13 protein-coding genes are annotated in these 11,385 nt (G+C 45.6%); 10 read left to right on the top strand and 3 right to left on the bottom strand.

Translation table 11 applies throughout. The annotated features are described in order from the left end of the window. Positions 1–81: 81 nt before the first annotated feature. Positions 82–702 carry a TetR/AcrR family transcriptional regulator gene (locus HPT30_RS20715; protein WP_175373225.1) on the top strand — a complete coding sequence of 207 codons (621 nt, stop codon included), beginning with the start codon at positions 82–84 and terminating at the stop codon, positions 700–702. Between the two features lie 4 nt (positions 703–706). Further along, the gene (locus tag HPT30_RS20710; RefSeq protein WP_175373224.1) at positions 707–1,054 is read left to right on the top strand and encodes a DUF4260 domain-containing protein; all 348 of its coding nucleotides are present in this window, start codon (positions 707–709) and stop codon (positions 1,052–1,054) included. Positions 1,055–1,115: 61 nt separating this feature from the next. On the opposite strand, the gene HPT30_RS30470 is transcribed toward HPT30_RS20710, so the two are convergent. The 3 genes from HPT30_RS30470 to HPT30_RS20695 form a co-directional block, all read right to left on the bottom strand. Further along, positions 1,116–1,466 carry a serine hydrolase gene (locus HPT30_RS30470; protein WP_175373223.1) on the bottom strand — a complete coding sequence of 117 codons (351 nt, stop codon included), beginning with the start codon at positions 1,464–1,466 and terminating at the stop codon, positions 1,116–1,118. 103 nt (positions 1,467–1,569) lie between these two features. Continuing rightward, positions 1,570–1,905, bottom strand: coding sequence for a serine hydrolase domain-containing protein (locus HPT30_RS31010; protein WP_376767053.1), 336 nt, complete (start codon positions 1,903–1,905; stop codon positions 1,570–1,572). Further along, positions 1,881–2,084, bottom strand: a complete 204-nt coding sequence (locus tag HPT30_RS20695; RefSeq protein ID WP_175373222.1) for a hypothetical protein — start codon at positions 2,082–2,084, stop codon at positions 1,881–1,883. The genes HPT30_RS31010 and HPT30_RS20695 overlap by 25 nt, the downstream gene beginning before the upstream one ends. A gap of 436 nt (positions 2,085–2,520) precedes the next feature. Here HPT30_RS20695 and HPT30_RS20690 point away from each other — a divergent pair, with 436 nt between their 5' ends. From HPT30_RS20690 to HPT30_RS20655, 8 genes are all read left to right on the top strand, one after another. After that, positions 2,521–3,375, top strand: coding sequence for a MerR family transcriptional regulator (locus HPT30_RS20690; RefSeq protein ID WP_175373221.1), 855 nt, complete (start codon positions 2,521–2,523; stop codon positions 3,373–3,375). A 94-nt stretch (positions 3,376–3,469) separates the two neighbouring features. Next, on the top strand, positions 3,470–4,234 hold the full coding sequence (locus tag HPT30_RS20685; protein ID WP_281364525.1) for an SDR family oxidoreductase: 765 nt from the start codon (positions 3,470–3,472) through the stop codon (positions 4,232–4,234). Positions 4,235–4,675: 441 nt separating this feature from the next. Further along, positions 4,676–5,713 carry a sugar phosphate nucleotidyltransferase gene (locus HPT30_RS20680; RefSeq protein WP_175373219.1) on the top strand — a complete coding sequence of 346 codons (1,038 nt, stop codon included), beginning with the start codon at positions 4,676–4,678 and terminating at the stop codon, positions 5,711–5,713. Between the two features lie 120 nt (positions 5,714–5,833). Then, on the top strand, positions 5,834–7,072 hold the full coding sequence (locus tag HPT30_RS20675) for a glycosyltransferase (protein ID WP_175373218.1): 1,239 nt from the start codon (positions 5,834–5,836) through the stop codon (positions 7,070–7,072). 458 nt (positions 7,073–7,530) lie between these two features. Further along, positions 7,531–8,445 carry an alpha/beta fold hydrolase gene (locus HPT30_RS20670; RefSeq protein WP_246317309.1) on the top strand — a complete coding sequence of 305 codons (915 nt, stop codon included), beginning with the start codon at positions 7,531–7,533 and terminating at the stop codon, positions 8,443–8,445. Between the two features lie 25 nt (positions 8,446–8,470). Continuing rightward, a complete protein-coding gene (locus HPT30_RS20665; protein WP_175373354.1) occupies positions 8,471–9,142 on the top strand; it encodes a response regulator transcription factor in 672 nt (223 codons plus the stop codon). Then, on the top strand, positions 9,139–10,134 hold the full coding sequence (locus HPT30_RS20660) for a sensor histidine kinase (RefSeq protein WP_175373217.1): 996 nt from the start codon (positions 9,139–9,141) through the stop codon (positions 10,132–10,134). The genes HPT30_RS20665 and HPT30_RS20660 overlap by 4 nt, the downstream gene beginning before the upstream one ends. A gap of 126 nt (positions 10,135–10,260) precedes the next feature. Next, positions 10,261–11,226, top strand: coding sequence for an MBL fold metallo-hydrolase (locus tag HPT30_RS20655; RefSeq protein WP_175373216.1), 966 nt, complete (start codon positions 10,261–10,263; stop codon positions 11,224–11,226). Positions 11,227–11,385 lie beyond the last annotated feature (159 nt).

Raw genomic sequence — 11,385 nt, 5'->3', positions numbered from 1 at the left:
ATTGACTGTTCGAACAAACAGTTTTAAGATAGATGCATAACAACTGACTGTTCAATCAAACAGTATTGGAGTGAGCGAGCAATGACTAAAACACAACCGTCCAACCAGGACGAACGAAGAAGTGCCATCATGCAAGCGGCATTCACGTTATTCGGACAGGTGGGCTACACGAAAGCGACGATGAAAGACATAGCGGCCAAGGCGGGAGTGGCTCAAGGATTGATCGGATACCATTTCAGCACCAAAGAAACGCTGCTGGTCGAAGTGGTCAGGGAGTGGATGATCAATCAAGGAATGAAGGCGGCCTTTGCGAAGTTAGATCTGCACTTATCTCCAGCGGAGCTTCTTCAGCAAGGGTTGCGCCATGTGGTTGAATTTCGAAAAGAAAACCCGGAGTGGTTCACATTATTGATCAGCCTTTGGACGGAAAGCGTGAACAACGAGAAGCTCGCCAAAGAGCTGCTGGAACTATACAAGGAAATGAAGTCGGGCATTATAGAGATCATCGATCGCATGGAGCTGCAGCTGAACCAGAGCGAAAAGGAGAATTTTGCAGCACTGATCCAGGCTGTTTTCGACGGGTTGATGCTTCAAGCTCCTGTACCGCTGTCTCCGGAGCCGCTCTCCTATGAGCAGGTGTCGCAGGGAATCGGATGGATGCTTGACGGAATTCGTTCTGCAGCACAGGAGAAGGGAGAATAAAACCATGACTAAGAAATTGATTAGAATCGAAGGACTGGTCGTGCTGGTCCTAGGCACCTATTTGTACTTTTCCAACGGATACAACTGGGCCGTCTTCCTGCTGCTATTAATGCTGCCCGACCTGTCCATGATCGGATATGTGGTCAGCAATAAGACTGGAGCGTATGCGTATAATTTTGCCCATACGTTCGTTACGCCTTTGCTGTTGCTGCTGCTTGGACTGGCTTTCTCGGTCGATTTTCTCATGATGATCGGCTTCATCTGGATGGTTCATATCGGGATGGACCGAATGATGGGCTTTGGATTGAAATATGAAATGGATTTTAAAGACACGCATATCCAAAGGCTATAACATTCGCTTAAATTGAAGATTTCAAAATCAGGACGCCTGTTACTTCGGTGTTCTTTTTTGTCTAAACAAAACTTCTTAAAAGAACTTTTATATTTAAACATAGTGAAAAGACTCCTTTCGCAAGAACAATGACGACAACATCTTCATCAACGTAACGATTAAATTCAGATCTAAAGCCATATATGCCGCCACCATGACCAATTTGTCGATTGTTGGTGTCTCCAAATGTATCGTCTGCGATAAACCAACCATAACCATAAGAAGAACTATACTGAGAAGAGGGTATATAGGGAGTGTGCATCAAATTAACTGAGGCAATATTAATAATTTTGTCTGTGTATAATGCACGATCAAATAAATATAGATCCTGGGTGGTTGAATAGAGGCCTCCACCACCAGTTGGGATGGACATATCAATAAACTCGCAATTTACAATCATGTGGTTCCGGTTTCATAACCGGAAGCTCTATTTTTCAGGATAGTTTTATGGTTATCGCAACCACTGTTAAACATATTTAAGGGTCCAAAAATGTGTTTTGTAAAAAATCACCGAACGTTTCTTGTGAGATATATTCGATAAGGTGTGCCAACAATACGTATCCAGAATTACTGTATTTAAATTGTTCTCCAGGTTCAAATTCTAACTGAAGATTTTTGAAACGGTTTACGGTATTTTCTGGTCTGGATTGAATCCCTTTGAATTCAGTGTAATCTGGAAGTTGTGTGAAATTCGGTATGCCAGAAGTGTGAGTTAAAATATGATGTATTGTAATTTTGTTTCCGTTTGGGTAGTTGGGAAGAAAGTGATCAATAGGATCATGTATGCTTAGGAGTCCTTGTTCTTGTAACAGTAAAACTGCAATGACAGTAAAGGGTTTGCTTGTAGAGCCAAGTCTGAATTTGTCTGAGGGGTATTGTTGATTTCGTGTTTAAGATTTGCCATTCCATATCCCTTGTTGAGTATCACTTCTCCTTGCTTGGCAATTAGTACAGAGCCGCTAAAATGACCTAACTTAGTTTTCTTTTCCATGTAATTATGCACCCTTGAATGAGTCTCACTTACTAAACTTGTCACTAGGCAACCAACACCTTGATTAAAGTTTCCAAACAAGCTATTCTACAGGATAAATATAGGAAATGACATTCTTATATTGCAGCCCTTTTTTTGGTATAATAGATGCAGGGAAATGGTTCCGCAAGGAATTCTTTTCCCTATTTTCTTTGAATCTTGATGGTTCGAAAATGAGATGTGATAGTATCGCTTAAATGCATTGATTTTAATGTCTCTGTACACTTAGGCATATTATTAAACTAACGAGCAGTTAAGGTAAATCGCGGAGAGCCGTATCATAAATGACGGCAAGTTTTCTTGAGGAATTCCTTGCGGGTAGCTTCATAGAAACTTTTCAACGCTTGGCAAAGCTGCGGCATATTGATATGATACCGACTAAATAGGGTACAGTGTCATGCTGAGATTCCGAAAAGGGGTTGTCTGGATGTTCAAGATAGGGGCGTTTGCCAAACTGAGCGGCGTGACAGTGAAGACGCTGCGCCACTACGATGAAATCGGATTGTTAAAGCCTGCACAAGTGGACGAAGAGTCAGGATATCGTTTGTATTCAGCAGAGCAACTGTTAACCATCCGTCGTATCGCTGGTTTCAAAGAACAGGGCTTGACCCTTGAGATGATAAGACCACTGTTGATAGGAGGAGCCTCTCTAGCGCAAGCGGAGTACACATTGCTTGAGAAGCGAGAGGAATTGGAACGACAGATACAAGAGGCTCAGCGGCAACTAGTAGAGATCGATGAGCGACTCGTACGGATCGAACACCATGAGGCGGTTGCAGAGGAAGGGAAGTTCTTGCTCCGAAGCGTGGAGCCGGTTTTAGTCGCATACGTCCGTGAAACTGTGCCGAAAAGCCAACTGTGTCTGCTGCTCGACGAACTGAAGCAGTATGTCCGCTCACAGGGTGAAGATACAGACCGCGAGATGACAATCGTCTGGCACAGGAAGGCTGATAGCAACGAGGAGCCTTCGGATATCGAGGTCGCTATTCCCGTCTCAAGACCAATCCCTAGCAGCCACAGGGTGAAGATTCATCAATTACCCAACGTGAAGGAAGCTGTCTCTTATACCCATCATTGCGACCCCTATAAAGACAATTGTAAAGCGAGCGAGACGATATGGGCATGGATCGTTGACAAGGGCTACCGGCCACTCGAGACGATCCCGGTCCGGGAGGTTTATCTGACGCCGGACAAAGATATCTACGGCCATCTGAGAATGGCAGAGGCAATCATACCGGTCGTACGAATCTGAGAAAGAGGGTTAGGATCCACTCCTTGACTCTCCCCTCTTGGGGAGGGTTTATCATGGTATCGACCATATGACAAGGAGAGGATTTGCAATGAATTTGAAACGATTGAAAGGTCAAATTGCAGTCGTTACAGGAGCCAGCCGAGGAATCGGGAGAGGGATTGCGCTACGTCTTGCTGCTGAAGGTGCCCTCGTGGCCGTACATTACGGCACACGGATTGGTGCGGCTGTAGAGACGGTCTCTGCGATAGAAGCAGCAGGTGGTACAGCTTTCGCTATAGGCGCCGAGCTGGATTCCCTGGACGGAGTTGAACTGCTCCTTCAGTGCCTGGATGAGGAACTTATCCGCAGGACTGGAGCTAACCAATTCGATATCTTGGTCAACAATGCTGGAATCGGCACATCGTCGTCATTAGAAGAAACGAGTGAAGAGGAATTCGATCGGCTGTTCGCGGTTAACGTCAAGGCGCCATTCTTCCTCGTCCAGCAATCGCTCGGGCGACTTCGGGACGGAGGCCGCATCATCAATATCTCATCCGGGGTGACACGAATTGCCTATCCGCATATCATGACCTACAATCTAACCAAAGGTGCCCTCAATACATTCACCTTACACCTGGCCCAGCTTCTAGGAGCGAGGGGTATTACCGTGAACGCTGTTATGCCAGGTATCATCGATACCGAAGTCAATGCGTCGTGGCTGCATACCACTGATGGTCGTAAAATGGCCGAAGAGATGTCAGCGCTTGGACGTGTCGGCAAGCCTTCTGATATCGCGGACATCGTCGCCTTCACGGCTTCGTCGGATGGTCGATGGGTAACGGGACAGATGATTGATGCGACCGGTGGATCGCATCTGTAAGATAGGTGGGTTTAGTAGTGTGTATGGGTAACAAGTTTAAGGCCATCCGCTTAGGATGGCCTTAAACTTGCCGTTACAGACATCACGGAGAACCGTATCATAAATAGGGGCAAGTTTTTTAAATAATGACTGTTAGCTAATAAAGTAGACGAACCGATTTTCTTGTACGCAAACTTAAGTAGTAGATATGCATTTATTTATGGGGAGATTAAGAGGAATACACGATGTTAGAAAAAAAGTGACCCTGCTACGGGTCATTTGTATTTTAATCGAATGATCAGAAAATGCGGATGACGAACATATGCCTTCCGGATCATAATTTAATAGGTTATTGCTGCTTAATATATACCCAAGCTCTCTCATAGCTTGTGCATAAAATATATAGAGCTCATTTGTATCAAGTCTCGCAGTTTGCAAAGTTAATGAGTAGGGGGGACGTTTATGAAAGGACTAATCTTGTGTGCCGGCCGGGGGACGAGACTGCAGCCTTCGACTTATACCAAACCAAAGTGCATGCTGCCTGTTAACGGGGAGTATATTCTTGTCTCAATCATTAACGAACTTGTAGCGGCCGGAATTACCGATATTGGAATTGTAGTGAACCATTCGCAAGGAGAGATCCGGGAAATGATCGGGGATGGGGGGCAGTGGAACGCCTCTTTAACCTTTCTACTGCAAAAAGAAGCTAAGGGACTGGCCGATGCAGTCAAAAGCGCGCAGTCTTTTGTGGCGGATTCCCCTTTTTTATTGATGCTTGGCGATAATTTGTATGAGGGTGATTTAGAGCCATTGATTCGATCACTGGACGCAGATAAATCTGCGGCTTCAATACTGCTTCAGCGGGTCGATGAACCCCGTCAATTTGGTGTTGCCGTGATCAAAGATGGGCAAATTGTCAATCTGGAAGAGAAACCCCGCTATCCCAAATCCAATTTGGCTATTGTCGGTGTGTATGCTTTGACTGCAGCCATCTGGCCGGCAATTGAGAGACTTACACCTTCTCCACGGGGGGAATACGAGCTAACGGATGCGATTCAAATGTTGGTTTCGGAAGGCCGGCATGTTGCGTACAGCGTAACGACCGCACCATTTTTTGATATCGGGACCCATGAGCGCTGGCTTGAAGCGAACCGCTACAAGATGGATCAAGATCCTAAGAACTTTGTGGTGCCTTCAGGCATTAACTTCGTTCAGTGGATCCCTCCGGTTAGGGTTGATCCGACCGCCCGCGTAACGAACAGCGTAATTGGACCTCATGTGTATATTGGTCCGGATAGCGTCGTCGAAGATTGTATTCTGACCAATAGCATTTTGACGGATCAGGTGCGATTGTCCCATGTTCATGCGGAGGGAAGTGTTTTTGGATCACATGTTCATCTAGCTGAACAAGAAATTCAGGAGCAGCCGGCCCGTCATATCCTGGGAGATCGCGCAACGGTTACAAGATACAATCCTGACTTGCCGAATGTTTCAAAATAAATCAGCTGCTTACTGGGGATTGGTCCAATCCAGTCACTGGGGTAAACATACACTTAAAGTAGTCAAATGCATTAGACGACTATGCAGAAGAATACTTTTAAGGGTAGGTGGTCCTTGAGAATGATTGAGCTGGTTTTGACGATTAACGATAAAGACGGGAGTTATACGGCGCATGCGGGTGTTGTTCTTGCATCGATTTTTTTCAATACCCAGCAAACGATCAATGTGCACATTGTGCATGACGATTCCTTAAGTGAAGAGAACAAGTTAAAGCTCACCCAGTTGGTGGATGTATTTCATCACAACATCTTTTTTTATCATGTTACAGTTCCTGGGGATATGATTGAAGTTGCAGCCGGCGTTCATAAAATTGAATATTGGACTATGGCAAGTATGTACCGTTTGTTGCTTCCGAATTTAATTCAGGCTGACAGGGTTATTTATCTGGACTGCGACATTTTGGTCAATATGGATATTAACGAATTGTGGAGCATCGACCTGGGAGAACACTATTTGGGCGCAGTGCTGGACCAGGGCGAAAACTTGCTTGAGTACTTTACCTCACTTGGGCTAAGTGCGGAGCTGTATTTTAACTCAGGGGTTATTCTGTTTCAACTGAACAATATCCGCAATAAACAGAATTGGTATGGAGAAATGCTTGATTTCTTGCGTAATTTTCCAATGATGACCATGCCGGATCAGGATGTTCTGAATGCCGTTTATAGCTCTAACTATTTGCAAATGGATCAGCGCTTTAATACGTTCGCTCATAGCGAACTCGATTTAGATAATAAAATTGTTCATTTCGCCGGAGACAACAAATGGTGGGAGACAGACTCACCCGCAGCACCGCTATACAATAAATTCCTTGCCATGACTCCCTGGGGCGGAGAATTTACACCAGCGCCAGTTTCTGAGCCGGAGCAGGCCAACATCCCGCCTGAGCCGCCCGCTCCAGAAATTCAACCTGTAGAAATACAGCTTCCGGAAAACCCGGCCCCTGAAGTGGCAGCCCCGGCCCTTGAAGTGGTAGCCCCGGCCCCTGAAGTGGCAGCCCCGGCCCCGGAGAATATTCCCGTAAAGCGGCGCAGACGGAAACGCCGCAGATCGTTACGGTTACGGATAATAAGAAGACTGAGAAAGAAAAGAATGATCCGCGCCAAATATCGTTCTATAAAGCGGATAAAACTGATCAAGCGTCTACATGTAAAGAAGAAAAAAGCACTGCAATTGAGAAAGAAGAAAAAAGCACTGCAATTGAGAAAGAAGAAACTGCCGCTGGTCAGAAAAAAGAGCAAACATGGGATGAAAAAGGTACCTCCGAAAAAAAGCACATACCCTTTGAAGCGTACCTCATAAGGGTCTGTGAGAGCGATTCGCCCGGTGATCCGGGTGGATCGTTAGGGTTAGGGTGTTATACAAGTCTTTAATACACTATTGCTAAGAAGCTGAGTCAATGGCCCGCGAATTCGTTCCTCTGCAAAACTTGCCGTTACAGACAGCGCGATGAACCTTATCATAAGTAGTGGCAAGTTTTCTTGGGAGATCTTGCAAGAGTCTGTGTTGGCATTATATCGACTTTAGGAGTAGGATGGGGCACGCTCCGATAGAAACGATGCGCAAACAGGCTTCTGCGGGCTTATTTGTGCTACATAACGATGTTTTGGTATACCCAAATGGATTTGCTTAATGTTGCTTTGGAAAAGCGGCTTCTGTATTCAAGTCGAGCTTCATACTAATTTGCCTACGTTACAAAAATGTTTATCAGATCTTTAGAATGATTCTCTATGCTGTACTCTATAAGGGGGAGTACGATAATGAGAACAAGATGGAAGACCGTAAAGAAAATGCTGAAGCAACTGACATTAGCTGCCATCGGCCTGCTTATTGCAGGGACCGTGGCCATTTATTTGAACCACCTGTATCAGCTGCGCGAGGAGTCGAGGCTGTTTGCAGGCGAAGGGCAGAGAGTAAGGGTAAACGACCATGAGCTTAATGTATATAATGAGGGCAGTGGCGAAGACACCTATGTGTTCATGGCTGGTTCCGGAACTGCTTCACCAATGTATGAGCTTAAAGGGCTTTACAGCAAATTCTCGGCGGATCACAAAATCGCAGTCATTGAAAAAGCCGGGTACGGGTATAGCGAGATCGCTGGCGACGATAGGGATCTGGATAAGATCCTCGAAGAGTCGAGGGAAGCGCTGCATCGAAGCGGCAGCAAGCCGCCCTATATTCTGGTGCCGCACTCTTTGTCAGGGCTGGAAGCGATCTATTGGGCGCAGAAATATCCCGATGAGATTAAAGCGATCATTGGACTGGATATTGGTCTTCCCGAAGAATACGTGGAGTATCCGTTAGGAAGGCTGGACAAGCTGTTCATGCGAGGCATGAATGTGATGACGCGCCTGGGTTTTCAGAAATTCAAAGCGATTTCTTATAAGCAGGTTTTCAATGAAGATATGATGCGGGAACTCCTTAACGCAGCCACCAATGCTGGACGATCACTGAAGCTACCTTTACCTAAGGGAACGCCGATCCTGTTTCTATCCGCTTATACGGAAGAGAACCAGGATTCGAAATATACTCTCCAAAAGGAAGAGCACTATCAAGTAATCGCCGGACAGTTGGATGCTGCTGAGGTGGTTCGGGTAAAAGGTAAGCACTCTCTCTATTTGTACGCACCAGATGAAATCTTCCAGCTTGCGGAGAAGTTCATGGACAGACTGTAAATCAGACAAGCAGAAAGGCTGAATGATGAAGGAATACAACCTGCTCATTATAGAAGACGACCATTTAATCGGCTCATTGCTGGTGAAAATATTACAGCGCGAAGGGTATAAGGTCTACTGGAGAACAGACGGCAAAGATATGCTGGAGATTATCAAACACATAGATCTGGTCATTATGGATGTGATGCTGCCAGATGAAGACGGGTATTTATTGACCCGCAAGCTCAAGAATCGGGGACTTCCTATCCCCGTTATTTTTCTGTCCGCCCGGGGTGATATGGACAGCAAGCTTCAAGGACTGGAGATCGGAGACGAGTATATGGTCAAACCGTTCGATCCTAGGGAACTATTGCTCCGGATACGGAAAATGCTGGACAGCACTTACGGGACCTTCGTGCAGATTTTACATCTGTATATCGACGCGGAGCGGAAAAGGGTGTTCAACGGCAGCCTCCACCAGGAGGTGCTCTTTACCGCGACGGAGCGTAAGCTGTTCTTCTATCTGTACGAGAACCGGGGCCGCATCCTGTCCAAAGAGCATTTTCTCGAATACGTATGGCAATTGGAAGACCGCAATCCCAATCTGATTCCGGTACATATAAAGAAAGTAAGGGCGAAGATTCAGGATGAACTGGGCGGGATTATCGAGACTATATACGGAGAAGGGTATCGACTGAATACCTATTTTAAATCATGACGTTAAAGACTAAATTCCGGCTGCTGCTGGTATCTGCACTCGTCACGGTGCCGGTTATAATGCTGGCGGTAGGCGTGCTTGTTTCGCTAGTGTACGATGCGGTGTTCAAGACAGTTAACGGGGGGATACCTTTTTACGCCTCTTTTGCCTACCCAGTAATGCTCGGCCTCTTCTTGTGCTCACTGCTGCTGATTGCTCTCTTGTTCTCAAGGTCCATTCACTCCCTGCTGAAACGAATTAATTTGCTCAATCAGACGGTTCGGGAGCTCGCGAGCGACGAGAAGATTCCGGATACACTGAGCGTTTACAGCGGGGATGAAATTGGAGACTTGATCCGGTCGGTGAATCTGTTAATTGAACGTACGACTTATCGGGAGCTTCAGCTCCGCGAGCAGGAAGAACTTAACAAGGAGATGATGAACAAGCTGCGACATGATATTAACACTCCACTGACCGCGATGCGGCTGCAGCTGTTCGATCTGGAAATCGAGAATCCAGAGCATGCCAACTTAACGTGGTCACTGTCCCGGCAGATTCAGTACATCTCGGAATTGACGACTGAAATCAGACTTCAATCCGCCGGCACGCCGGACAGTTCGTATATTTTGAAGGACCGGGTGAATCTGCATGAATTACTTGAGACGATGGTGAAAAAGTGGGCTTATCTCTACAGCATCCAGAGTGTGGAGCTGCATTATGCATCCTTGAACCGGGAGCTGAACTGGACAAGCAACGCCCTGTGGCTGCAGCGGCTTTTCGATAATATTTTTCAGAATGCGCTCAGACATTCAAGCGCAAATATAGTCGAGGTAACGATTCAAGACAATGTGGTGATGATCCGCGATAACGGGACAGGGTTTGATGCACATGTCAGCCATTCCGGTCTTGGTCTGAAGATCATTGCGGACCTGTCCCAGGTCCTGCACATTGCTTACACGTTGCAATCGGACGGGAGCGGAACAGTGTACCGGTTCATGGCGGAAGCTTTTTAAAAACATACCGTCTGCTATGCATCATTCTTAAGTCTAGCTTGTATATCCTGATTTTTGAAAAAAAACCATTGTCTCTCGTATTGATCTGGCATATGATATATTCCGATATTGGAGGGAGAGGCGAATATGAAAAATAGGATAGAAACATTTAGAGGCTCCGAGCATTTTCGGCTGAATCACATCGCTGATAGTGTAATTGCAGCGATTGCGATTCCAGGTACCGGTTCTTTGGGAAATGCAGCAATCATTGATCTAGGCGATACAACTGTTGTCGTGGATACATTCTCGACCATACAGGCTGCTGAGGATTTGAAAGCGGCGGCAGAGTACCTTACGGGAAATCCTGTATCCTATGTAATCAATACGCATTGGCACAGTGACCATACCTCTGGAAATCAAGTGTTCATCCCTACGGCTCAAATTATTTCGACATCAACTACCCGTGAGATTATGGATTCTTTTTCCAGGGATAGGTTAACGAAATATAAGGAAAATATGGATCAAATGTATCAGGCTATCGACGAGCTTGAAGAGCAAATACAACAAGAGACAGATGAAAAGTTAAAAAGGGAAATGGCATGGGAAAATGCTAGTGACCGTGAGTTTATGAAGATGCTCCCCAATCTGGTACATTCGCTGCCGACGATAACTTTTGATCAACTGATGACCATACATGGCAGTAATCGTAGCATTCAACTCATCACATTTGGCGGGGGTCACACGCAAAGTGATGCAATCGTGTACATCCCTGAAGATAAAATAGCCGTAACAGGGGATCTGGTGCTTTCAAAACATCACCCGGTTTTGACGCATGCAAATCCTCAGGAATGGCTGAATATTTTGGAGCAGGTTGAACTGCTAGATGTAGAAACTATCGTACCGGGACATGGCGAAGTATGCTCTTTACACGAACTTCACGAAGTGAAGGGGTATATAACCAATATCATGAAAATAGTGACAGAAGCCGTTCAAAGTAATAGAAGCATTGATGAGATTGAAGTACCAAAAGAGTATCATGACTGGTATTTTACTACATATTTTAAGACGAATTTGAGTAAAGTGCATGCGATGATCACTAAACTAGAGGATTAACGAAGAGTATTTGGAGCAAGACTATTCTTGAGTTCAGAAGAAAGAAATGAAGAACACATCATATGGATGATCGTTTCTCTAAAACGTGCCGTTACTCATAGCGCGATGAACCTTACCACAAGTGATGGCAAGTTTTTGGTGAACAGCATTAAGTTTCAA

This window comes from Paenibacillus agri (assembly GCF_013359945.1).
Classification (GTDB): domain Bacteria; phylum Bacillota; class Bacilli; order Paenibacillales; family Paenibacillaceae; genus Paenibacillus_AQ; species Paenibacillus_AQ agri.
This window is presented reverse-complemented; position numbering and strand designations above follow the sequence as displayed.

Coding starts and splice junctions, on each gene's coding strand:
- HPT30_RS20670 (WP_246317309.1), top strand. CDS start 7,531: ATGAGAACAAGATGGAAGACCGTAAAGAAAATGCTGAAGCAACTGACA.
- HPT30_RS20675 (WP_175373218.1), top strand. CDS start 5,834: ATGATTGAGCTGGTTTTGACGATTAACGATAAAGACGGGAGTTATACG.
- HPT30_RS30470 (WP_175373223.1), bottom strand. CDS start 1,466: ATGTCCATCCCAACTGGTGGTGGAGGCCTCTATTCAACCACCCAGGAT.
- HPT30_RS20690 (WP_175373221.1), top strand. CDS start 2,521: ATGCTGAGATTCCGAAAAGGGGTTGTCTGGATGTTCAAGATAGGGGCG.
- HPT30_RS20710 (WP_175373224.1), top strand. CDS start 707: ATGACTAAGAAATTGATTAGAATCGAAGGACTGGTCGTGCTGGTCCTA.
- HPT30_RS20680 (WP_175373219.1), top strand. CDS start 4,676: ATGAAAGGACTAATCTTGTGTGCCGGCCGGGGGACGAGACTGCAGCCT.
- HPT30_RS20655 (WP_175373216.1), top strand. CDS start 10,261: ATGAAAAATAGGATAGAAACATTTAGAGGCTCCGAGCATTTTCGGCTG.
- HPT30_RS20695 (WP_175373222.1), bottom strand. CDS start 2,084: ATGGAAAAGAAAACTAAGTTAGGTCATTTTAGCGGCTCTGTACTAATT.
- HPT30_RS20660 (WP_175373217.1), top strand. CDS start 9,139: ATGACGTTAAAGACTAAATTCCGGCTGCTGCTGGTATCTGCACTCGTC.
- HPT30_RS20665 (WP_175373354.1), top strand. CDS start 8,471: ATGAAGGAATACAACCTGCTCATTATAGAAGACGACCATTTAATCGGC.
- HPT30_RS20715 (WP_175373225.1), top strand. CDS start 82: ATGACTAAAACACAACCGTCCAACCAGGACGAACGAAGAAGTGCCATC.